Origin of the sequence: Bradyrhizobium sp. CCBAU 11361, assembly GCF_028128935.1 — a bacterium.
In the GTDB taxonomy this organism is placed as follows: domain Bacteria; phylum Pseudomonadota; class Alphaproteobacteria; order Rhizobiales; family Xanthobacteraceae; genus Bradyrhizobium; species Bradyrhizobium niftali.
The window spans coordinates 83505-106347 of record NZ_LBJZ01000004.1 but is presented as its reverse complement, the minus strand read 5'-3'; the positions used below and the strand labels follow the sequence as shown (position 1 = coordinate 106347).

The following is a 22843-nucleotide window of genomic DNA, read 5'->3' as shown; positions in this document are numbered from 1 at the left end:
TTGCCTAATATTCTTTTAAAAACACCAAATTAGCAGGTCGGAAGAGGCTGGAATTATGAGCATTACGGGACGCCGGTTGTCGTCAAAGCTGATGTTTTCAGCCATGTTTTGTGCGTTTGCGTTCTGTCTGCCCAAAGGCGCGTTCGCCGCTTGCGTGAACGATCCTGATACCGCCCAGAAGGCAGCTGCCTTTACCACTAATCCGTCCTCGTTGCTCGAAGGACCCAATGGACCTCGTAGCCCAGATGACGTAGCCGCCGATGTACAAACCTTCGTGGCGTCCTATCCTCAGGCGCTTCCTGCGGTGCTGGCCATTTTGAAGGATCTGGAAAACAAGGGGCCTTCGAGTTCCGCGCTGCAGAAGGCCATTGGCACCGGCCTCGGAAAGGCGGCGAACGTCTGCAAGACGACCGATTTGACGTTTTCCCTGGAGATCCAGGGTGACTTGGGTGCCGCAGGATCGGCTGATGCCAACGCGCAATACGCGGCGCTTACCGGAAACGATCCAACCCGAAGCGTCGCTCTCTCAGGCGCCACAACCGGTTCCTCGGGCGGCGTGGGCGGCCAAACGTCAGCGACGGGCGGAACATCGGCTACCGGCTCGTCCTTTCAAACTTTTGTCGCCAACAGCGTGTCCAACAATCCGACAAATTATTTCAGTTCAAGCGTTAGCGGGGCGGGCTCAGCGGGCGGAACGACCACGGCGATCGTCTGTACCGTATCAGGTTCGTGCTGAGCTTTTGGCCTTCCTCCAACGATCCATCCGAATTTTTCGGCGTTCGGATGCGGTCGCTTTGATTTTAAGTAGCCGCGACGAATATCAGTCAGGATAGACCGGCCGGATGCTTCAAACACGAATCCCAAATGCTCATGCCTCGACGCAAATCCAAAGCGACGATACGGCGTCGTTTGAGCACACCGTTTCTGTAGCCCTTGGCCTGATCAGTCGGCAATACCCGGTGATGATCATCACGGTGCTGTTGTGCCTTGGCATGGCGGGGGTTTACTTGTTGACCGCACCCAAGCGCTACACCGGCACCGCCGTCCTTCTGATGGATAGCCGCAAGATGCAGGGGCTGCAAACGCAGGTCGGAGCGTCAGGAGACATTCCGATCGACACCGCCATGGTTGATAGCCAGGTCGAGGTCTTGAAATCAGAGACCATTGCCTCGGCGGTCATCAAGGATTTGCGGCTCTTGGATTCTCCGCAGTTTATGCGCGAGGACGCGGGTTTGTTAAGCGGAGTAACCCAGCTCTTCGCAAGCCTCTTCCCGGAAGAGAAGCCCTCCGATAACGAACTCATGCGAACGGCGATCGGGCGGATTGTAAGCGGGCTGACCATCAAGCGCGTCGCCCAAAGTTACGTCATCGAAATATCATACCAATCACTCTCGCGTGATCTGGCGTCTCGAATAGCAAATGCAGTCGCAGAGAATTACATTACCGATACCTTGGAATCAAAATACCAGGCCTCGCGCCGCGCCGCGGTTTGGCTCCAAGATCGTTTGAAGGAGCTTCGTGCTCAGGCGTCCTCTGCCGAACGCGCGGTGGCCGATTATAAGGCCAAGAATAATATCGTGGACGCCGGCGGGCGCCTGCTGACTGAGCAACAACTCGCTGAGATTAACAGCGGACTGACAGAGGCTCGCGGAAAGCGCGCGGAGGCCGAAGCCAAGCTGCAGCGGATCACCGCAATTCTCAATGCCGATGAGAGCGACTCTCAGGTCATTTTGAATGATTTGGCAACCGTCAATGATTCAATGGCCAATCCGGTCATTACGAAACTGCGCGGAACTTATCTTGATTACGCAGCTAAGGCGTCCGACTGGTCCAACCGTTACGGCCCAACCCACCTTGCTGTGGTAAATTTGCGCAATCAGATGCGCGAGATCCGGCATTCCATCCTAGATGAGCTTCGCCGGACCGCTGAAGCCTACAAGAGCGACCTTGCGATCGCCAACGCTCGCGAGGCAGCGAGCCAGAAGAGCCTCAACGATACGATCGCCGTATCAAATGATACGAGCCAAGCGCAGATCGTGTTGAGGGATTTGGAAAGCAACGCGCAAAGTGCCCGCGCCTTGTCGGATAATTTCCTGCAGCTCTACATGGTCTCGGTGCAGCAGCAATCCTTCCCGATGACGGAGGCGAGGGTCATCACTCAGGCCTCTGAGCTATCTTCGCCGAAGACTTCCCCCAAGACGGCCTTGGTTCTCTTGGCGGGTATCGTCGGTGGCGGCATTCTCGCAGGTATGGTTGCGATCTTCCTTGAAATGCTCGACCGCGTATTCCGAACCGTCCATCAGGTCGAAAGACTGATCCAGACCAATTGTCTCGCCTCTGTCCCGATCGTTGGTTTCGGAGCAGACCAGGGCGCAAATGGCTCGCTGAGCCGCCTCAAGGGATGGTTGCCGTTCGCGCGCGATTGGATGCCGGGCTCTCGCCCGACCGTTGCCACGGGTCAGCCGAGCTGGACCATGGAGGCGGGACCGGCTCATGGGACCCGCCCGGGCGATCGTCAGCTTAGAATCGACGACAGCGTTGGGCGCTTCGCGATCAATTCGCCATTTTCGCGGTTCGCGGAAGCGTTCCGTTCGATCAAATTGGCGACCGATCTGAGCAACTACGGCTCACCTCATAAGGTCGTCGCGATCACTTCAGCTCTTCCCAACGAAGGGAAATCGACGGTGAGCGAGGCTTTGGCTCAAACCACGGCGCAGAGCGGACTGCGCACCCTTCTCATTGATGGCGACATTCGTAATCCAAGTCTAACCCACCGTCTTGGTCGTTCGGCTGACGTTGGTCTCATCGAGGTCGTGTTCGGGAAGGTAGGCTTAAAGGACGCGCTCTGGGTCGATCCGCAGACCAATCTACACTTCCTGCCGTGCGTGGTAGCATCACGGTTCTCGAACTCGAGCGACCTGTTGGCCTCCGCGCAAATGCAAAAGTTCTTTCAGGATCTGCGCGAGCAATATGACCGCATCATCCTGGACCTCAGTCCGTTAGCGCCGGTTATCGACGTGCGCGCGACAGGTACGTTGGCCGACTCGTACATTTTGGTTATTGAATGGGCGAAATCGAAGGTCGACGTCGTCGAGCGTGTCATCCAAGAAACCCCAATGGTCCGTGAGCGCCTTATGGGCGCGGTTCTCAACAAGGTGAACGTCGCCGCCATGAGCCGTTACGATACGCACAGCGGAGGCTATTACCGCAATCGATATTACTCGCGATACGGGTACGTGGACTAACCGGTAGCGAATGGCCAATGCCGTTGGCAGATCAATCCTCGTACTGATCGCCCTCGTTTCAGCAGGCTGGGCCGTAATGTTTTTTTGGGGTCCAGCTCAGGACGTGCAGCTGGACAACATTGCCAACGCGGTTCTCTCCGGGACGGTGTTTGAGCGGAATTCGATTGCCGAAACTGCATTGGCTGCCGCCGAAAATCGGGCAACCTGTAACCCTCGCGAAATCAGGGCAGCGGCGATTATCCGCCTGCGTCTCTATGAGATGGCTGTAAGCTCCCTTGATGCGCGCCTTGCGAATGAGCGCCTAAGCTCGCTTCGCTCGTCTGTAAGAAGAGCCCTAGGCTGCGTCCCGACCGACGGGCTCTTATGGTTCATTGAGTATTGGAGCGCGATCAATCAGGGCGGCCAGGTCAGCGAGCATCTCGACGAATTGCGGATGTCGTATCGCCTTGCGCCGTATGAGGGCTGGATTGCTTTGCGCAGCCCATATGTGCTGGCGATCTATGACGTGCTTCCAGCTGACCTGCAGGAGAGTGCCCGCAAGGAATTTGTCGCCATGGTCCGAACGGGCTTGATCCGCGACGCGGTCAAGGTGCTGAAAGGGGCCGGATGGAGACACCACGATGTGCTCTTGGCCGGCCTTGCAACAGTAAGACTGGATTTTCGCCTTCAACTAGACCGCGCACTGAGGGGTGAAGGGCTGATCGCCGATATTCCGGGCGTGGAGCCCCGCGAGTTCAGGCCTTGGCGATACTAGCGGCGCTCGAACCGTGCCTGATCTGTGCCGATTTCAGGCGCCAATAAAAACTCGGCCACTCCCTCAACTAAGAAATTTTGACAGAGCGGCAGCCTGACGAAGAATGCGACTGGGACGTTGCAGCTGTTGGACGTTTGGACGGAGCCGGAGAAACGGAGCCGCAAAGAAGCGAGTTCGCTTGGACCTATGCGATCGTAGGTAACCAGTATAGACGCGCAGCCAGTCGGGTTACCCAGCAACTGCTGGCTTGAGGCGTGACCTGCCCCCTGTCAACCGCAACAAGTTCGCTTGCGGATATTTGCCCAGCCAAAGCGCCACGTAAATGGTACGTGGCGCGGGGCTCACTATTGCCGCAAGTTGAGCTTGAGGATCTGGGCGTTATTCGCCGTAACGATCGTATCGTTAGCAGTCGCGATCACGACACGAACGAACTGTAGGAATTTGGCCGTATCAACCGTCGCCGCATTGGCCGCGAAGAGCACGTCCTTGTCCCGCATGTCAAATTTGGTCGCAAGGAAGTAGGCGGCCGGATCCCTGAAATCCGCGTTGTAGACGATCGGCACGGTGGGACCGACGAACTTGGAACAATCCACTCCCAGCCGCTCCGCGAGCTCACGCGGCTCCCGGCGGTAGACATAGACACCACTGGGCTCGGCCTGAGCGTCCAGCAGACCTCCGGCCTTGGCCATGGCCTGGGCCATGTTGATTTTCCACATATCGAACGGGAACTGCCCCTGTGATCCCGACGCGCCAAAGGCCAGGAAGATCTGCGGTTCGCGATAGACGTAGATCGTATCGCCGGGATGCACCCAAACGTTGTTCGCCGGGGTGTAAACCAGGGCTCCAAAGGGAACCGTTGCGCGCTTTCCGTGACGCTCAAGCGTCACCCAGGTTTCCCATCCCTGCCCCTTCGGACCGCCGGCCCGGGAGATCACGTCCAGGATGCGCTCGCCGGCCGCGTTTGCGGTGAGACGCGTCGGAGTGTTGACCTCCCCGAGGACACTGATCAGCGACGTATTTTGGGTGATCAGTGACACCACCACCTGCGGTTCGATGGCACGATTCCCGATCGCCTTGACGATGTCCTGCTGAATCTCACTTGGCGTACGACCATTCGCCTTGATCGCACCCGCATACGGAACCGTGATGAATCCGGCAGAATCGACATTTTGGTTGGGCAGCGAAACAAAGTTACCCGGGCGAACGCCAGCCTCGGCCGGAATGAAGAGGCCGCCTGCGGCCGCTTCGAAGATCGATACTGATACGACGTCGCCGATACCGAATTTGATGGAGGGCGGCGGACGATTATCCGGGAAGGACCCAGCAATGGCTCCAGGACCGTATTCCCTGACGATGTCGACGACGGTGGGGGTGAGCTTCACCAGCCCGTAGTCAGGGCCGTTGACCGTCCGCTCGCTCTTGATGACGTGGTCCTCAGGACCCGACATCGGCATAATCGCGCACCCCGCCGAACTGAGCAGGACCGCGGTATACACACTCACCAGAACGAAGCCCCGTTTCAACAACACCCAAGTCCCCAATTTATCAGCCCGCAAACTCAGTGAATTCCTCAAGTGAGTCAACGAATAGAGGGCTGAAAAGGCCCGTCGCGACGACGAAACCCGGAAGTTGTTGCATTGCAGTTACAGGGCGCAAGGCCACTTCGGCACACAGGCTCAATACGCATTCCGGCGGTTTGTAAGTTCCAGACAGGTGAGCAAGAGAACCTTGAAGTCCAGCGCGAGGCTCCAGTTGTTAATATACCAGAGGTCGCAATCGATGCGTCCCTTCATTTGCTCCACGAGGGCGGTCTCGCCTCGATAGCCCTTGACTTGGGCCCAGCCGGTAATGCCCGGTTTGACATGGTGCCGGAACGCATATTCCGACAGCAATCTGCCATAGTGGCTATCATGCGCCAGCGCATGCGGCCTCGGCCCCACCAGCGACATGTCCCCCATCAGGACATTAATGAGTTGGGGAACCTCATCGATGCTGCTTCGACGGAGGAGGCGTCCAAACCTGGTGAACCGCGGATCAAACCGCTTGGCCTGGACAACCGTGGCACCATCCTCCATGACGGTCATCGTCCTGAACTTGAAGATGGAAAACTCCTTCGCGTTGAAGCCGTTGCGTTTCTGCCGAAAGAAGACCGGTCCAGGTGAGTCCAGCTTGACGACGATCGCGCTCAGAATCATCAAGGGAGCGAACACGACCAGCCCGACCAAGGCTCCGACGATATCGAGCAGGCGCTTGGATGCCTGTTCCGCCCGCGACAGCGGTCCCCGCTGAATTTCCACCGAAAGCGAGTTCTGCAATCTGAACGAGGGATTTCCTGCCAGCGAGCGGATTCGCCGGTCCGGCAACAATCGAACCGGAAGCGGCGAGATCCTAAGCCCATCGCGCACGAGTTCGACCTTGCGGGTATCGCTCCAAGGAAATGCCAAAACGATTGCTTCGGCCCCTCGAATGCGTGCAACCGCGATCGCGTGCTCTAGCGTGGCGGCCTCGCCCGTACTCATCGCAAACCCGCCTCGTCCGGCCGGGAACGCCACGCGCTCGACTTCGGTAAAGCCAAATTTTTCCAGCAATTCTTCGAGACCAAGTGCGGCCAGTTCCTCGCTTGTGCCCAGCAAAACGGCACGCTGACCCTCGACCTGCCCGTCAGCCACCACACCGGCCACGATGCGCTTGGCAAACCGCCGACAACCGACCAGCAGAAGAGGCGCAAGCAGACTGAAACAGATGACAGAGCCGCGGGAGTAGACGGCACCGCTCTTCATCAAGAACGCCAACGACGTAAGCAAAAGAATAACCAGGGTCCATTGTGCGAAGATCCGACCCGCATCCCTTTGCTTCTTTGCAAGCGCGGCACGAACATCGTACAACCCGGTCGAGTAGCCAATCAGCACATAAAGCAATGCCGCAACAGGGCCAATTCCGAACATTGGCTCAAGGTGATCAAGGCCGCTATTGGCAAGAATTTGGTAAAGTTCAGTCCCAACCACGCTCGCGAACAGGATCACCGCGGCGTCAAACGACGCGACCAGATGCGCAAGAGCGGAGTAGGGGATTTTGACGCCGACGCGACGATTTTGCCGATCTTCAATTAACGGCGCATTGTCGATTGGACCCTCCAATGACGCCGGCTCGTCCGGCGCCCGGTGACCGTCGGCTGAGGTTGAGGTTTGAGGGAACAAAATCGCCTCCTTGACAATGCCAACGCTTAATTGAACCTGCCACTCACCAGCAGATCATCGGGAATGCTGCATTGCAATAAAATAATGCGGTGCATTAATTCAAATTTGAATGGAGCCCGCTAGTGCCAAAAAGGTGAGCAGGGAGTCAAGTCACGGTTTGCAACGTCAGTCTGAGTTTCGATGAAGAATCTCCATTGCGTCCTCGCAATCATCGCGCTGGTTTCAATTCCCGACGCACGATCGCAGACCAACTCCGGAACGCGGGGGTGCGTTACCGGGGTCGGAGCTGCTCGGCAGCAAGAATGCGACAGCGAAGTCTCTAAACAGGTCGGCAGCGGCAGCAACATTATCCTACTCGATGGGGGGTGGCAGCTGGTCAAAACCAAGGACCCTTCAGGCGGACCAGATGCGGTCTCTATTATGCACGTTGCTGATGCGAAGAGGTCCGACATTGGGCTCGCGGGCCTCAGCCTCCAATGTGGCCGTCAAGGCATCGAAGTCCTTCTAATCATCCTGGAGCGGATGTCGCGCGGCGAGCCGAAGGTCACCCTGACGTCCGGGAACGGCCGAATTGAGGTGTTTGATGCATCCGTCGTGCAGGCAGGCCAAGCTCTGTTGTTACCTCGCAACGCTGCGGAGTTCGTAACCCGTGATTGGCAGCAGGCAAACGAGCTCTCTGTCGAAATTGAGGGAAAATCCGCTTCGATCCGCGGAACGGTCCCGATCGGCGGAATTGCTGCCGCTTACCAAATGCTAACCGAGAGCTGTCCTGCACGATGAGGAGGCGCCTTGTTCGGGAACCAGTTCACGGTTCGTTAGGAAAGCAGGTGGAATGGTGGCGCCGGAGACACACAATGACCCCGGTTGCCATATTTCTATTTCTCGCCGGCGCGGTCCTGGCTTGGCGTTTTCGCGTGTGGATTTTGGTGCCTTTCAGCCTGATCGCGGTCGTTGTCACGTTCCTGACCCAGCTATCGCTTGGTGCAGGACTAGCCGTCGCGTGCGGATACGGGTTTCTGATGGGTTTCGTCCCCCAAACCGGCTATGCCTTCGGCCTGTTGGCACAGACCACGTTGCTGGCCCGTTATTCGCGGAAGCAAACGTTTTCTCGCAAGGCATCCGTAGCAGCGCTCTACAGACGAACGTCAGCTGACCACACCGGACGGTAAATGGCCTGCAGGTTTTACGTCTTCAGATGCAGCCGACTGGCTCAAGGTGCCGCCAAAAAGGCGTTTGGCGGCGTTGATTCCCCGTGCGATAGTAAATCGATCTGCGGATCGTCGCCGGCTCGCCCTCCCCCTCACTATTTTGAAGTCTTCAATTGTCGATCGCCTTTTTCCTTCTGATCGCGCTGTTAGTCGCAACTCCAGCCGCACCATTCATTAGCTATATCTTCGTCCAGCATGCCCTGTATTTGGTCGCCGCGATCATGCTGGCGTCCGTCGCTATTGCGGCGAGCCCGGCGGATATCATTGCGGCTGCGACGCTCCGCAGATTTGCTTGGGCAGCGCTCTTCCCCATCGTCTGGATGATGATTCAGATTGTCCCGCTTCCAATTGCATCGCTTACCAGTCCAATCTGGCCCACCGCAGCGGTCGCTCTAAATGACCCCACTTTGGCCAGCCGAATCAGCATCGATCCCGGAAGCACCTTGCGGAGCCTGACCTGGTATTTGGCCGTGCTATCATTGATCATCTCGACGATCCTGATCGCCAGAGATCGAGAAAGGGCAGAAACCCTTCTGCTTACATTGACGGGCGCGGCGACATTCATTGCGCTTGAGAGCTTGGCTGATCAAATCGAGTTCCTCGCGACAGCCGTGCCTGACATCGGTCAGTCAAATAGCCATTCCTTTGCTATGGCTGCTGTCATTGCGGCACTCGGAAACAGTGCAACGATTGCCATGGCAATAGAGCGACATTCAAACCGCGCTGGCGCCGTCTTACCTCTAAGCACTCCTGTGCTGTTGCGCATGTCCCTCGGCATCACCGGAATCGTTGTTTCCCTTGCTTCCTTTGCCGCGCTCGGACAGGGAATGCTGCTTGGGCTGACCGGACTTGGGTTTGCGATCATGCTTTTCGTTTTAACCGTCCGCCGCCTTGGATTCCGGCCCTGGCCATCCGCAATCTTGGCAGCAGTCCTGATCGCAATGGCAGCCGTGGCAACGCTACCCCTGGCACGATCCACTCCTTTCGTTGATCTTCTGGGCTTTGTTAGATCCGACGATCAAGCATCTCTCGCCGTGGCGCGGCGCGCCATGTCCGACACCTCCTGGACTGGAAGTGGCGTCGGTACGTTCACACGGGTCGCGCGGATTTATCAAGATTATGGTGTTGGTAGCGCAGTGGCCGCCCCTTCGACGGCAGTTTTGGTTGCCATCGAATGGGGACGCGTGGCCATGCCAATTCTCGCAGGGTTTACGCTTCAGCTTTTCTTATTCGCCTTGCGCGGCGCCGTCGGGCGCGGACGAGACTCGTTCTTCGCGTCCGCAACGGCCGCTATCGTGGTTGTCGCCCTTTGCGACAGCTTTACCGACGCAAGCATGTTGAACCCGACGGCCGAGATCATGCTAGCCGCGGTGATCGGCCTAGGGCTGGCCCAAAGCACAGGACGAACCAGCTCAATCTGAGGCAACCCAGACCCTGCTGCTTACGATCGTCGTCCAGAGCTTTGAGTTGGGCATCTGCATGCGCACCCAACGATAGGGGACGCGCGACCACGGCTTGATCTGCGAGGTCATGTTATCGAGCACCAAATCTCCACTCGTGGTACGGACAACGAGAATGAGGTGATGCTCGCCGGAATTCACAACAACCTCGCTCAACAGTAGGGCCCGGGCCGGCCAGCCACGCGCCAGCAATTCATGCCGCTTGCTGACCGCATAGTCGTTGCAATCGCCCCGCGCTGGATTGATCACCCATTGCTCGCCGGCCAAGCCGAGCTCATTTCTCTCTGGGGCGATCTCCCGGTTAACCATCTGATTGACTTCCTTCAGATCCCCCCATCGATCCTCGGTCAGCCGAACCGGCCCGCCCCGAAACATCGGCCGTGTGCGGCACTCGTCCCGATACCGCAGGCAAAATTGCGTATACGCCATTGGCGGAAGGGTAGGAGTCTCGAGCTTAATTCGCTGGATTGCGGATTGAAGCCCCATCGGCATTCCCAGAAGTCTCGCATGGACCGGCTCGAACCAAGTGAGACCGGCCGCGATAACCCCCAGGGCCAAAGTTGTGATTTTACGCATTGGTTACTCCCCGCATGCTTATTGGCTAGGAAGTTACCCTCAAGAGTTTGAAATTCTGCGGCATTTCGCCCGCTAAATGGACTCAAAAGCCAAGCAGAACTTTGCAATTCCGTTTACTATGTGCGCTGAACGCAGTTATTCGAGCGATTGACGCCGGAAGACCGAAAAGGCCGCCAAGTTCGGCAGATGATGAGATTGTCGGGATCGAAGAATAAGACGCGAAAGCCGGTTTTGCCGGAGGGCATTCGTATCTATGCAATAAGCGACATTCATGGATGCGCTGATCTTCTTCAGCAAATGTTCACCGTAATTGACCGCGATCTCACCACGATAGGTTCGAGGCGCGCAATCCACGTTTTCCTCGGAGACTACATTGACCGAGGACCTGACTCGAATCGAACCATCGAACTGCTGATTGAACGCGGCTTGAAGCATGAATCGGTCTTCTTGAAAGGCAATCATGAGGCCTTCCTTTTGGACGTGCTGAACGCTCCCTCGCAGCTTCAGAACTGGAAACAATATGGCGGGCTCCAAACCTTGGCGTCATATGGACTTAGCCCCTCTCTCAATCCCGATCCGGCTGAACAAGACGAACTCATTCGGCAATTGTCGCAGGCAATTCCGGTCCGTCAGCTGTATTTTTTGAGGAGCCTGCGCGCGCGCTTCGTATGCGGCGATTTCTTTTTCGTGCATGCGGGCGTCAAGCCTGGCGTCGCCTTGGCAAGACAACAAGAGCAGGACATGCTCTGGATCCGTGAAGAATTTCTCGAAAGCAATCGGAACTTCGGAAAATACATCGTCCACGGCCACACCCCCGTCCAGCAGCCAGACATACGACCGAACCGAATAAACATCGATACTGGTGCTTATGCTACGGGCAATCTGACGCTTTTGGCCCTTCAGGACGACAGTATGCTCGCTCTCTAATTGACGCACGGCTGCCGTTTTCTCTTTGGAGATTTGATGAATTCAACAACCAGAGCTCGTGTCCTAATGTTAGCCCTTGCGGCAGGGGTCGGCTGCTTCGGGATCGTATCAGGAGCCGCGGAAATGACGGCCTTGAATCGGCCGGATTTCCCAAAGGATCCAACCAGGGCCAGTCTCAACTCAAACGCACCAGTCGAATGGATCGGAACGATCTCACCGCTGCGTTCCGACCTTGAAGGCAACCAGGCGCTGGTTCTGGCACTACAGGCGATCCAGCAGGCGAGAGCCGATCTCGGGATTCGAGCAAACAGCGAACTTGCCCGTTCGCATCTCAAGCACGCTCTTTCCTTGGCGCCGTATGATGCCGAATTGTGGTTAGCATTGGCAGTGCTGGAGGCCGGGCAGGACCCCGACGGACCTGCAGCAATCGAATCGTTGAAAATGAGCTACCTCACTGCGCCGAGCGACGCGCGACTGATGCCTCTAAGACTTGCTACCGTCACCCAATTTGATGCCCTTACCAGCCCAGATCTAAGGGACTTGGCCCAGGGTGATGTACGTCTCATGTTGACGCGGCAACCGGATCAGACGCCGGCGCTAGTGTCAGCCTATCGTCAAGCCTCAGGCCGGGGCAGAGAATTCTTGGAGAGTGCGATCCGGACCATCGATCCCGCACGTCTCAGAACGTTAAGGGGGTAGATGGGGCCGGCGGGCCCTGGGCAGTCGCACAGCAGGTCACTCCACAGCTGGCTTTTGGGGATATTGCCCGTTCCTCGGGGAACGTCTAAGATCAACTCTAGTTCGGGGACCCTACCATGCGATCCATTTTCGGATTAGTTGCGCTCATCTGGTGCTTATCCACGTTGGTGACCCCGTCATATGCGGCCGACTACGCGATCCCTGTGGTGAAGCATGCAACGCGTGTCCCTTACATAGACCGGGGTCCAAATCCATATTGCGGCCCACGCTGCGGCTGTCCGACCGTAGTCCAGGTACGGCACAAGTCGCTGCAACAGGCGTATCCTTATACATTCGATCCCCGTACGAGGGATGAGCCTCATTACTATTACGGGTCGGTGCGAACGTATGTGCGTTATGCGAACCCGTTGGACCCCCAGCGGGTCCTGGCCTATTAGTCTGGTCCTGCGACTTTGCACCGCCGTTAAGATCCGTTTACACCTAATCGCGTAATCTCGTTCGTAAGACGAGGTGATTTTGATGTATGCGGTCCAATTGCTGTCGTGCGCATTTTTGGTATGCACGACCGTTACACTCAGCAGTTACATTTTGCTGCGACACTGCCTGATGCAGTGGAGCGACGAGTCCTAGGTCGCATCCTATGGCCGATAAGGCTTAACGGTTTTCCCCCAAGCCGGGTCTGTAATCGGGAAACCGGCACAACACAGCCGCTTTCAGGACCTTGTAGTGAGCAATGGAAGAACCCAGTTCCTTCAGGCGGCGCTGCCCATTTTGGATTTCCCTATCAAATAGATCCTGATGATGATTATCCAGGGCCTCACGCTCCAGATATTCGTCATCGCCATTGCCGAGCGTTACGGCCGCCCGTGCCAGCACGTCCTCGACCCGCCGGTTCAGGCCCGATTGCTCCCGCTCGGCAGCGTGCAAAGCGTCTTCGATTGCGATCATGATGGCTTCGATGTGGGACTGATCGGTTTCGGCGTCGCGCTCGGGTGAGCGAGCGCGGAACCCCGCCTCCCCCTTGATGCGGTCTCTCAGGAAATCGTGGGTACGGGCCCGCAGGAACAGCTGGAACATACGTGCCTTTTCCGATTGAAGCGCCAGACAGAAAATGGGTCCGGGATGGTTAATAAAGACTAAAGCCCGCGGGCCGCTCACCGCGATTCTGAGCTATCCAATGCCTTCCAAGCGCCTTCGTGCTTGGCGTACAGTTCTTGCCAACGCTGCTCACCCGTGACGGGCCACAGGACGCCTTTGTCGCGTACGACACGGCGGTCTTCCAGATTGGCGACCGGCTGGCTATCCAGCCGTTCGAATTCGAAGGTCTCTTCAAGCGTCAACCCTATCAAAACGCGCTGCCCGCCTGCATCAACGAAATATCGCCGCGGAGCGTTATTTCTGAGGTCAGTCATGGCGCGCCTCTCCCGAGATCCACGGCCCGCTTAACACGCTGACGCGGCGGCCATAGACCCAGACGAACAGCGGTACACCCGCAACCGGTATGATCAACGCAACGAGCCAGATCATCAACTCAAATCCCAACTCAACAGCACACGGTGGCAATCAATGGCCTACAAAAATCCGTGCGCAACCTAGCCACCACCAACCCGGCAGACAACGGCGGCTGCGATTTAACCTAACCGGACATGGTTACCTCGGTCATGCCGGCTCCATATACAACACAGCATCCTCGATAACCCGATCTCCTTATGGTTGTATATCTTCAGAATGCGCGCCGTGTGGCCGGCCGGGACGTGGAGGAACTGTAGGGTGCGTAGAGTTGGCGCATGTGCTTGCGCTTGCGCGATCGCCACGCACGCGCGGCGTAGCCAACACCGAAGCCGGCGAAGAAGATCAAGATCACGGTCACGACTGGCATCATTGGAAAATCTTTCCATTTGCGGAACGCTCCCTTCTTCCAGACACAGCATTCCCATCGTGCAGTTGTGTCGACATGATGATGAATGCTGCTGATTTCGTTGTCAGACGCGAGAAATCTTGGGCAGCAATCTGCTTGAGGATCGATCATCCGCATGCAGTCAACTGAGGAACCATAGGACCAATCTCACCAGCAACAGCGTGATGAAATAGACCCAGCCTGCCATCGCGATCAATGCCACGCTGAAGAACGCGCCCTCGAACGCCCGTTCTCGAATCTTAGTGAAAGGCAATGCCGCCCAGGCTTTTTGAAGCATCTGCGTATTTCGTATTGTCCGTTTGCGCGATCATAGCGTGTAAGCAAGCTAGCGCGGAGCTATCGGCACGAAATCCGCATTCTGTCCATCGGCGCCGGACCTACCGCGAAACAGCAAGAACCCTTTGTCTGTCGAGACGATATCCCCTGGCCGCAACGTGTCGTCGCTCAGCACGCGCTGGGTGGCTATCTTCTCCTGCGGATCTGGCTCGACCATGCGCCGCGGGTCGTTGAGTCGCCAGTCCCGCCGCGCCTGCTCGGCGCGCTTGCGTGCATCGTCGACTCTGCGTTTCCAATCCTCGCGAGGAATCAGACTGTCGGAAGAAAGACCCATGTCGTTCGTCGGCTCCTCTGCCGTCGACATCTGGTCGCCGGCGCGGCCCGGCCCCGGCCATGTTTGGGCCGCCACGACCAGCGCGACGATTGCGATGAAATGGGCCTTCGTGCAGGTCATTACGATCGTCCGGACACGCCGCGTGCAGTATTGTCTGTCATGATCGTCATGTCTTTCGGGGGCCATACCGGCTTGCGCGAGCTGAGCCATGCATTATCACGTGGTGGACATTCGGCTTGGGCTTTGAAATCGCATGAAGGGCATTATCCTGGCAGAGGGAACGGGTTCCCGGCTCTATCCGGTAACCGCCGTGGCGTCGAAGCAGCTCTTGCCTGTCTTCGACAAGCCGATGGTCTACTATCCGCTGTCCACCCTGATGTTCACGGGTATCCGGGACATCCTCATCATCACGACGCCGCAAGACCAGCCGCTGTTCCATCGGCTGCTCGGCGACGGCTCCGAGATCGGTGTGGACTTCTCTTATGCCCATCAGGACAGCCCGCGCGGAGTGGCGGATGCCTTCATCGTCGGCCGCGACTTCGTCGGCAAGGACCCCGTCGCCCTGGCGCTCGGGGACAGCATCTTCTACGGCAGCCGCCTGCCGGAGATGCTGAGCCAGGCCGCCGCGCGCGGGCACGAGCCACGGTCTTCGGGTACCCCGTCAACACGCCGGAGCAATATGGCGTGGTCGAGCTCGACGCCAGCGGCCGCGCCTTGTCCATCGAGTAGAAGCCGAAACAGCCGCGTTCGAACATCGCGGAGACCGGGCTCTATTTCTACGACAACGACGTTCTCGACATCGCCGCCGGAATCGCGCCATCCGCGCGCGGCGAACTCGAGATCACCGACGTCAACAGGGTCTATCTGGAGCGCGGAGAGCTGTTCGTGCGGCTCATGGGCCGCGGCATGGCCTGGCTCGACATCCGCACACATTCCTCGCTGGTCGAAGCCAGCCATTTCGTCCAGATCCTCGAGCAGCGCCAGGGGCTGCGCATCGCCTGCCCCGAGGAAATTGCGCTGCGGCAGGGCTACATCTCCCTTGAAGCCTTCGAGAAGCTGGCGCAAAAAAACGCCAAGAGCAGCTATGGCGAATATCTACTGTCGGTCTACCGCTCGTTCGGGCGCGAGGCAGGCGGCTCCTGAAGCAGAGACGGAATGCGCTTTGACGGCACCACCATCTTCGTGACCGGCGGCGCGGGCTTCATCGGCTCGGCCGTGATCCGCCATCTGCTGGCGGACACTGGCGCACGCGTCGTCAACATCGACAAGCTGACTTACGCGGCTAACCTCGAGTCGCTGCCGGGCCCAACCGGCCATCCGCGCTATTCCTTCGAGAAGCAATGCATCGGCGAGAGCGCCGGCCTGCGGGCGTTGTTCGACAAATACCAGCCGGACGCCGTGATGAACCTCGCGGCGGAGAGCCACGTCGACCGTTCGATCGACGGCCCGGCGGAGTTCATCCAGACCAACGTGGTAGGCACCTTCATCCTGCTTCAGGAGGCGCGGCACCAATGGCGAAGGCTGGTGCCGGAGAGGCGTGCGCGATTCCGCTTCCTTCACGTCTCGACCGACGAGGTGTTCGGATCGCTCGGCACTAGCGGCCTGTTCAGCGAAGAGACGGCCTATGCGCCAAATTCGCCCCATTCGGCGAGCAGGGCCTCGTCCGATCATCTCGTTCGTGCCTGGCGGGAGACCTTTGAGCTTCCCACCATGGTGACCAACTGCTCGAACAATTACGGGCCCTATCATTTTCCCGAGAAGCTCATTCCGCACATGATCATTCGCGGACTGGCGAACGAGCAGCTGCCGGTCTATGGCGATGGCGGCAATATCCGCGACTGGCTCTATGTCGCCGGCCATGCGGAGGCCCTGACGCTCGTGCTCGAGCACGGCGGGGTCGGCGAGACCTACAATATCGGCGCGCGCTGCGAACACACCAATCTCGACGTAGTGACGCGCATCTACGATCTGCTCGACAAGCTCTCGCCCGGGACCGCTGACCGCCGCGACCTGATCAGCTTCGTGGCCGATCGGCGCGGCCACGACCTTCGCTACGCCATGGACCCCGGCAAGATCGAGCGCGAGCTCGGATGGCGACCGCGTGAGAATTTCGAGAGCGGACTCGCGAAGACCGTCCGCTGGTTCTGCGACAACCGGACATGGTGGCAAAACATCCTCGACCGACCGGCGCGCGCGGATCGGCCTCGGCTGACAAAAGCCCGTGGTTATACGGAGCGCTGCGCACCGATTTCATCGCGGTAAGGTTGAGCGGTTAGCTTAATCCGCGGTCTTTGTTGCGAGTTTTCCCCAATCACTTATCCATCTCAGCACCGGGCTTCCCCAAGGCCCGGCCCCACCCAAGCAAAGCCGTCGAGCGACACGGGTCCGCTTGGCGGCTTTGTCTTGTATCTGCGAGAGGATCGTTTCGGATATGGCGCGCAAGCCCTGGTCGTTCAAGGAAGACCGTCGGTTAATGGAGCTGGCCAAGTCTTCTACGTCGCTGGAAGAGGCGGCAAAGCAGCTCGGCCGGTCGCCCCACGCGATCAAGCGCATAGCGCTGCGCCTTGGCCTGTCGCTCAAATCGAAGGCCACCAAGCAGGGCTGACAAACGCAGCCACGAGGCCAGTCGAAGCTGGAACGGCCGACGGTTCTGTACGCCGGAAGCGGCTTGACTCGCCTTTTTGAGAAGAACCTCACGATCCGATCCTGGGGAGCTGAGCGGCCTGCTTACGAATTTGTCTGGCCCACGCGGACAAACGATCCTCAAACTCGATCGTCCTATTTGAAACGACGCCGCTTCAACATAGCGCTCATCCCTTGGCTCTGGTGGAGGCGGCAGCGCAGTCGGCGGTCATATCGGCGATAGATGCCGGAGATGGCGCGCGGCCCCAGAGGCACCGGATTTTTCCTCCTTAAGGTTGATCGGTGAGGTTAATTGCACCCACCATTTGTCGCTTTGTCACGCACCCGATATCCCGTCTCCTAAAGACAAGGATCGACATGCTCGATAGAACCGAGGAAATTACGTCGGTTAGTAAGCGCCGATGGATTGGCGATTACCTTCTACCAATCGCCTTCCTGGGCGTCGCCGGCGCCGCGACGATTGCATGGATCACCGCAATTGGCTGGGCCAGTTGGCGCCTGATCGCTCGGTTATCTTGACGAAGATAGTGACCGCAATGGCAGATTTTGCCAGCCTTTCCGACCATTTCATTCTACGGATGTATGAGTTCATCCGTCACGAGGTCCTGTCCGTCGCTTCGACCCGCCTCGCCGCAAGACAGCGAGCGGATGGACTTCTCCAGAAGATCGACCGCCGAGGTCTTTTCTACAAACCGATCGATTGGCCCGAGCACCACAACACCCGTTGGCACCCTGAGACGATCTCAAGCTGATCGTGCTCAATGCATGAGGTGTTCCGACCGATCGGATCGCTCGCCGGGCTTGGTCGCGGGTCGCGGACGTCGGTTCATGATCGCCTACAGCGCCTGAGAGAGAAACGCCGGGCTCAGCGCCGCAGAGCTTGAGCGAACTGACAGCCCTAAGGGATCGGCGATCCGACGACCGCACGCGGCGGTGCTAAGAAACGCCTTTGCACTTGTAACAAAGGCTTATTGAAATGCATATTTTCTTGGTATCGGCTGTCATGGCCAGCCTCGCGCTCGTCTCGCTCGATATAGCAAATGCGGCCCAGAACTGCATGTTACTCGCGGAAGCTGAAGGTATGCGGGAATGTTTCGAAAGGGCGTTCTTCACGACACCCAAGCCTGAAGCGGCGACTTCGGCCTCGCAAAAGTCTTCACGCCCGAACTGTCCCATCACCGAATACGCAGAGCGTTTCGTATGGGTCGCCCAAATAGTCTCAAGCCTCACCTACGGAAGCGCACGCTTCCTACTGACGCTCTTCGTAGCGATCGCAGCGGGCGTCCCCACGATTAATGTCCGAGTCGATCTCATCGAGCGGGGGAGTGCAGCGAAGCAACGAATATTTGTCGTCGTACGGCGCCGGTTGTCTGCGGCAAACACTCGCGCCGAGCGGCACTTGAATTGTCTGATTTCCGACGGTGTAAAAGCAATTGTCCGGCTTCTGATCCACTTTTTTCTCCCCCTGGTTTTGCGCGGATGCGAGCGCCGGCACGACTAGGACAGCTGCGACAATGGAAAACCTTCGCATCGACGTCTCCCTGATTTCCAAGGCATCGAAGTAAACTTAGGAGCCGTTGGTGAGCTATTCAACGCCTACCGGTGCCCGAAGAACTGCTCTGAGGGTGCGTACTTCGTAGGATCGGCGAACATTTGGTGACGCGGGACAGTCAGCTGTGGGCGGACCCCGTTCTCGGGTTATGCGAGGGGCTTTCCGATGATGAAGACCTCGGGGAATTACTGACCGAATCCAACACGACCGCACCGCTTGTTCGAGAGAGACCACCGACGAAGGCTACCATCGAAGCTAGCAATCTAGAGAGCCACAGGACGGGCCGACCGGCAAGCAGGGGCCACTGCAAAGAACGCTGCGGCCTCACTTCACGGTTCAGCCACTGGCACAAACTGCACATGTACCGGGACTTGGCGCACCGTTGGGGGCAAGTCGGCCTGCTACTTCCTCCGGAACCGATTTCCCGAGAGGTGTTACGCCAACGTATGCAATCTCACATTGCTACGAGGTTGTAAGCACAAAGCGCAACTCGAGCGACTTTGAAGTGAGGGGTCGGCGTGGCACGGGAACTCTCACCGTTGCACCCAGCGTCCTCCGACAGATAGGGAAGCATGACATGCGCCCTTTTTTACAACTGCTGCGCTGGCGATTGCGGGGATAATCGTCGGGCCTGACGCCGTCAATGCAGCGCAGCTGGAGATGCCGACGGGACCGCAGTTACCAACAACACGGCACATACGGTTCGAAACGCAGACGCTTCCACCGATGGCCTACACGATGTTTTGCCTGCGCTACGCGGACGAATGTCGCACGCAGCCGCTTTTTCGCGGGGCCTAGTTCGCCTGACTGGCGAATGCTGGGCCATTCTCAAACAGATCAATCAGACCGTCAACCGCAGCATTTGTCCGGACGGCGCGGAATTGAGCTCCGGCGTCGAAGCCTGGTTGATCAAACCGGATCGGGGCGATTGCAATGATTACGCAGTGACCAAGCGCCACAAACTGCTCGATCGAGGCTTGCCTTCAAGCGCGCTGCTGCTGGGCGAGGTCGTGACCCGTTGGGGAAAGCATCACCTCATTCTCGTCGTGCGTACCTGAAGTGGCGATCTGGTTCTCGACAATCTGACGCCGGCGATCAAGCCGTGGGCGCGTGTGCCCTATCGCTGGGTTCGAATTCAGATGCGGCTATGGACCACGATCGCCGACCGTGGGGAGTGAGCATCGGACCGGATCTTTACCACACGCAAAAACTGGCGGATGGATGCTCCTAGCAACACGGGCGAATGTCACGGCAGCGATCCTAGTCGCTTAAGTGCTAGCCGGTACTCTGAACAAGAGCCGGTACTCTGAACAAGAAGTGTGTGCCAACCTTGAGCTTGCGGACCAAGTAAATCGGACCCGCGTCCCCAGACGTATTATCGGGGTGATGAAAACATTTCTCGTGACCGCGATTACCCTTTTTGCTGTTCCGGTTGCCGCACAGCCGGCTGTGCCGCCTTCTGCCACGCCCAAAATATCATTTCGCGACCAAATCAAGGCAGCGCGCCCGGGACGCAGCAGAGGAAAAAAGCGGCTCAACCTCGCGGGCATGGGACCGGGACGTCAATGGAAAGCGCCCGTGGGACACTCCAGCGAAACCACCTAGCAACAGTTCGAAGCCTTAAAGGAAGTTGAAGCCCCCGTGGTTCGCTGCAACGAGGATGCTGAGCGGAAGAATGCTTCGCTAGCATTGTGCTGCGCTGCTTTTCATTCTGGCGTCTTCGAAATCGGGCTTGCTGCGTGCTGATCCGAGGCTGTTCCACGACGCTGCGTCGATTTAGGCAAGCCGCGTCCTGAAGTTGAACGCACCGGCTTAGTGCGGAACTGGATCCCTTCTGTTCAGGGTAAAGTGATTGTCGTCACAGGGATTCCGCGAAACCGCCTTATCCAGGTGGAACTATGTGCTTACACTATGCGTCGTCATGGCGCACTCGTCCACGAGGTCTTCCATTAATGCTCGGTCTCCTGCTCCTAGTTCTGATTGCGATGACCTCGTTCGCGGCTGGTTACGCCACCCGTTCAGCTATCTCACAAAAGCGACGCACAAAATATCTTAAGTGGGAGCCATACGTTCGACCTTCGCAACCGTCAAAGCCTCCGGAATTTCTGATGCGTTCGGACAAGCGCAACTTCCCGCCGATCCAGAGGTTTGCGTCCGGCGGTCGCCGTGGCGGCTGACGCATTAACAGGCTCGCAGGCGCATCTTTTGCAGACGATGACCATGAGGGCGCATCGCATCGTCTATAACGGACCGGCGCGGGCAGACCGGTTAACGATACAAACGCTTTTTTCGGCTCACTACATGCCGGTTGTTATATTACGCCTGCATGCGTCGTAACCAACTCATCGCCGCCGTAGGCATTTGCTTTTCGCTTATTGTCTACGCCACTCTCGCGAGGCTGGCGGGAAGGCCTGTGCTCGTGGGCCACCACGAAGCCTATTGGGTTGTCGTCATCGAGCGCTTCAGCGCATATGGGCTTTTAGGCTTCCTCCTCTCGTTCCTTTTGCCCGGCCGCTTTGCCATGGCCTGCGGACTTCTGCTAGCCGTCGCAGTCGGCTTGGAGCTCCTGCAAGGGCTAACGCCCGATCGCGATCCCTCATTGCTGGACGTGCTTCAAAAAGCGGCAGGGGGAACCGTCGGAGTGCTACTTGCTCAAGTGATCCTGGCTTTCTTGCCTCGGCCCCCGTCCTAGGCCCATGCTAGCCGATGTCCAATTGGCGCCAAGATGCGGTTGGCAATTCGCACTTCTACGTCCACAGTGGTGGTGTGGAGCGCTAACCGGATCGGAAACCTAATGAAACATTTTGCGATGCTCTTGGTCGGGGCCACACTCCTCGGCACTTGTCTGTCCGCTCATGCCCAAGGCACCTACTCAAACGGTATTCGCAGCGGATATGCCGGCACCGCACCGAGTTCGACGACCTCGACTACCACTTCTCCTGCGTCACCTTCCAATCCCGCACCCGCAACCAGAAATCTCGGAACGGGCCAAGGCCGAACTGAAGGGGCAATGGGGCTCACACCCCAACTCCAGCGCGAAATAGGGATTGGTCGCCAACAATAACGCCGCCATGGGGCATCTTTCGCGGGAAACACAGAGCGCAGCCCCAACCACTTTGGCCGGCCAAAGCAGCAGTTCGGCAATTAGGCCGCCCTATGCCCGGGACCAAACTTGTTCGGCGCCAAGAGTTCGGCCATCTGCCGGTGCGTTTTCTGTAGCGCTTCGATGGCACAATCGAGATCAAAATCTGCTTCGCGGATCGAGGCGAAGAATTTGGCTGTCAGCGCCAGATCGAGTTTGACGCGGGTTGCCCCATCGCGGCTTTTGCGACGGTCGAGTGACAAATGGATGGCCCGCATTCTGGCTTCTGCGGGCGTGCACTGACTAAGTCTCGCCAGTTCGTCATATGTCATCCAGATCTGAGGCATGTTCCTCTCCCTTGCATGAGCCTCAACCTAGTTTTGTAGGGTCTAAAGCATGGTTGCTGCAGCGCGGCCGCGTCATGTTTTCGCGACAACAGCGTCAATGCAAAGCTAAAGCGCAAGGACGTTGGGGGCGCGAGGGCCTGGCACGTGGCAAGCGTCTCCCACTGCCGCCGGGGACATCTCACTTCAACCTCGTTTCGGACACTTGTCTCTCTGCTTCGGGCAGGATGGTACTTGGAGGGGTAGGAAGCATTCGGCACCGTCAAAACGCCCTCCTCTGCAACCCTCTTGCATGTAGCGACTATAGCTCTATGCTCGGCTGCATTGATCAACCGTGAATTTAAGTTTAGATTACTTAAGCGAGATTTCCGTGAGATCACTCCTGAGCAACACAGCTGTCTCCGAAGAATCCGTTTGGTATCGTTCGACTTTTTCCCCCGCACGAGCCTTACCGCACCGATACATCGCTCGATTGCGCCGCAAGGGTCCTGACTGGATAGCGATTGCACTAGTCGTGGCTGCTGTAGATTTGCTGCTGGCGACGGTTACTTGGATAGTTTTGCATTGGCTCTGAGCTAAGAGGTCCAGGTGCGGGGAGATGGCGTGGCCGCAAACGGCTGTCGAGACC

Annotated in this window: 23 protein-coding genes and 2 pseudogenes; 15 read left to right on the top strand and 10 right to left on the bottom strand. The window is 57.9% G+C overall.

The window, feature by feature from the left end:
* Window positions 1-55 precede the first annotated feature (55 nt).
* From XI08_RS02110 to XI08_RS02100, 3 genes are all read left to right on the top strand, one after another.
* Window positions 56-736: a hypothetical protein gene (locus XI08_RS02110; protein WP_135177776.1), complete on the top strand. Its 681-nt coding sequence runs from the start codon at window positions 56-58 to the stop codon at window positions 734-736.
* Between the two features lie 106 nt (window positions 737-842).
* Entirely contained in the window at window positions 843-3245 is a 2403-nt protein-coding gene (locus tag XI08_RS02105) for a polysaccharide biosynthesis tyrosine autokinase (protein WP_271573158.1), read from the top strand.
* A 10-nt stretch (window positions 3246-3255) separates the two neighbouring features.
* Entirely contained in the window at window positions 3256-3999 is a 744-nt protein-coding gene (locus tag XI08_RS02100) for a hypothetical protein (protein WP_271573157.1), read from the top strand.
* A gap of 344 nt (window positions 4000-4343) precedes the next feature.
* Here the strand turns inward: XI08_RS02100 and XI08_RS02095 are convergent, their stop codons facing one another.
* Both XI08_RS02095 and XI08_RS02090 read right to left on the bottom strand, forming a co-directional pair.
* Window positions 4344-5528: a polysaccharide biosynthesis/export family protein gene (locus XI08_RS02095; RefSeq protein ID WP_271573156.1), complete on the bottom strand. Its 1185-nt coding sequence runs from the start codon at window positions 5526-5528 to the stop codon at window positions 4344-4346.
* Between the two features lie 147 nt (window positions 5529-5675).
* Complete coding sequence (locus XI08_RS02090) at window positions 5676-7196, bottom strand: undecaprenyl-phosphate glucose phosphotransferase (protein WP_271573155.1); 1521 nt, start codon at window positions 7194-7196, stop codon at window positions 5676-5678.
* Between the two features lie 180 nt (window positions 7197-7376).
* On the opposite strand from XI08_RS02090, the gene XI08_RS02085 reads away from it, so the two are divergent.
* The 3 genes from XI08_RS02085 to XI08_RS02075 all read left to right on the top strand — a co-directional run bounded on the left by XI08_RS02085 (window position 7377) and on the right by XI08_RS02075 (window position 9825).
* A complete protein-coding gene (locus XI08_RS02085) occupies window positions 7377-7976 on the top strand; it encodes a hypothetical protein (protein ID WP_271573154.1) in 600 nt (199 codons plus the stop codon).
* A gap of 74 nt (window positions 7977-8050) precedes the next feature.
* On the top strand, window positions 8051-8365 hold the full coding sequence (locus XI08_RS02080; RefSeq protein ID WP_271573153.1) for a hypothetical protein: 315 nt from the start codon (window positions 8051-8053) through the stop codon (window positions 8363-8365).
* A 152-nt stretch (window positions 8366-8517) separates the two neighbouring features.
* Complete coding sequence (locus XI08_RS02075; RefSeq protein WP_271573152.1) at window positions 8518-9825, top strand: hypothetical protein; 1308 nt, start codon at window positions 8518-8520, stop codon at window positions 9823-9825.
* On the opposite strand, the gene XI08_RS02070 is transcribed toward XI08_RS02075, so the two are convergent.
* On the bottom strand, window positions 9817-10440 hold the full coding sequence (locus XI08_RS02070; RefSeq protein ID WP_271573151.1) for a transglutaminase-like cysteine peptidase: 624 nt from the start codon (window positions 10438-10440) through the stop codon (window positions 9817-9819). The genes XI08_RS02075 and XI08_RS02070 overlap by 9 nt on opposite strands.
* 189 nt (window positions 10441-10629) lie before the next feature.
* On the opposite strand from XI08_RS02070, the gene XI08_RS02065 reads away from it, so the two are divergent.
* Window positions 10630-11367, top strand: coding sequence for a metallophosphoesterase family protein (locus XI08_RS02065; RefSeq protein ID WP_271573214.1), 738 nt, complete (start codon window positions 10630-10632; stop codon window positions 11365-11367).
* Between the two features lie 123 nt (window positions 11368-11490).
* Window positions 11491-12066, top strand: coding sequence for a hypothetical protein (locus XI08_RS02060; protein WP_271573150.1), 576 nt, complete (start codon window positions 11491-11493; stop codon window positions 12064-12066).
* Between the two features lie 654 nt (window positions 12067-12720).
* On the opposite strand, the gene XI08_RS02055 is transcribed toward XI08_RS02060, so the two are convergent.
* The 6 genes from XI08_RS02055 to XI08_RS02030 all read right to left on the bottom strand — a co-directional run bounded on the left by XI08_RS02055 (window position 12721) and on the right by XI08_RS02030 (window position 14714).
* Entirely contained in the window at window positions 12721-13143 is a 423-nt protein-coding gene (locus tag XI08_RS02055) for a hypothetical protein (protein WP_271573149.1), read from the bottom strand.
* Between the two features lie 77 nt (window positions 13144-13220).
* The gene (locus XI08_RS02050) at window positions 13221-13478 is read right to left on the bottom strand and encodes a hypothetical protein (RefSeq protein WP_333926737.1); all 258 of its coding nucleotides are present in this window, start codon (window positions 13476-13478) and stop codon (window positions 13221-13223) included.
* The gene (locus XI08_RS02045) at window positions 13471-13593 is read right to left on the bottom strand and encodes a hypothetical protein (RefSeq protein ID WP_271573148.1); all 123 of its coding nucleotides are present in this window, start codon (window positions 13591-13593) and stop codon (window positions 13471-13473) included. Before XI08_RS02045 ends, XI08_RS02050 begins: the two co-directional genes overlap by 8 nt.
* Before the next feature lie 196 nt (window positions 13594-13789).
* A complete protein-coding gene (locus tag XI08_RS02040; RefSeq protein WP_271573147.1) occupies window positions 13790-14101 on the bottom strand; it encodes a hypothetical protein in 312 nt (103 codons plus the stop codon).
* A gap of 4 nt (window positions 14102-14105) precedes the next feature.
* Window positions 14106-14261 carry a hypothetical protein gene (locus XI08_RS02035; protein WP_167771361.1) on the bottom strand — a complete coding sequence of 52 codons (156 nt, stop codon included), beginning with the start codon at window positions 14259-14261 and terminating at the stop codon, window positions 14106-14108.
* Window positions 14262-14309: 48 nt separating this feature from the next.
* Window positions 14310-14714: a hypothetical protein gene (locus XI08_RS02030; RefSeq protein ID WP_271573146.1), complete on the bottom strand. Its 405-nt coding sequence runs from the start codon at window positions 14712-14714 to the stop codon at window positions 14310-14312.
* Window positions 14715-14847: 133 nt separating this feature from the next.
* Between XI08_RS02030 and rfbA the strand changes: the two are divergent.
* The 7 genes and pseudogenes from rfbA to XI08_RS45930 all read left to right on the top strand — a co-directional run bounded on the left by rfbA (window position 14848) and on the right by XI08_RS45930 (window position 21481).
* Window positions 14848-15737: pseudogene (gene rfbA / locus XI08_RS02025) on the top strand (glucose-1-phosphate thymidylyltransferase RfbA).
* A gap of 12 nt (window positions 15738-15749) precedes the next feature.
* On the top strand, window positions 15750-16856 hold the full coding sequence (rfbB, locus tag XI08_RS02020; RefSeq protein ID WP_271573145.1) for a dTDP-glucose 4,6-dehydratase: 1107 nt from the start codon (window positions 15750-15752) through the stop codon (window positions 16854-16856).
* Between the two features lie 169 nt (window positions 16857-17025).
* Window positions 17026-17199, top strand: coding sequence for a hypothetical protein (locus XI08_RS02015; protein ID WP_167771362.1), 174 nt, complete (start codon window positions 17026-17028; stop codon window positions 17197-17199).
* A gap of 502 nt (window positions 17200-17701) precedes the next feature.
* Window positions 17702-17989: a hypothetical protein gene (locus XI08_RS02010; RefSeq protein WP_271573144.1), complete on the top strand. Its 288-nt coding sequence runs from the start codon at window positions 17702-17704 to the stop codon at window positions 17987-17989.
* 224 nt (window positions 17990-18213) lie between these two features.
* Window positions 18214-18738 (top strand): hypothetical protein, encoded by a 525-nt coding sequence (locus tag XI08_RS02005; protein ID WP_271573143.1) that lies wholly within the window; start codon window positions 18214-18216, stop codon window positions 18736-18738.
* A gap of 815 nt (window positions 18739-19553) precedes the next feature.
* Window positions 19554-19967, top strand: a pseudogene (locus XI08_RS02000) (transglutaminase-like cysteine peptidase).
* Window positions 19968-21115: 1148 nt separating this feature from the next.
* On the top strand, window positions 21116-21481 hold the full coding sequence (locus XI08_RS45930; protein WP_333926732.1) for a VanZ family protein: 366 nt from the start codon (window positions 21116-21118) through the stop codon (window positions 21479-21481).
* 452 nt (window positions 21482-21933) lie between these two features.
* Here XI08_RS45930 and XI08_RS01995 read toward each other — a convergent pair whose 3' ends face one another.
* Window positions 21934-22218 (bottom strand): hypothetical protein, encoded by a 285-nt coding sequence (locus XI08_RS01995; RefSeq protein WP_271573142.1) that lies wholly within the window; start codon window positions 22216-22218, stop codon window positions 21934-21936.
* Between the last annotated feature and the right edge of the window lie 625 nt (window positions 22219-22843).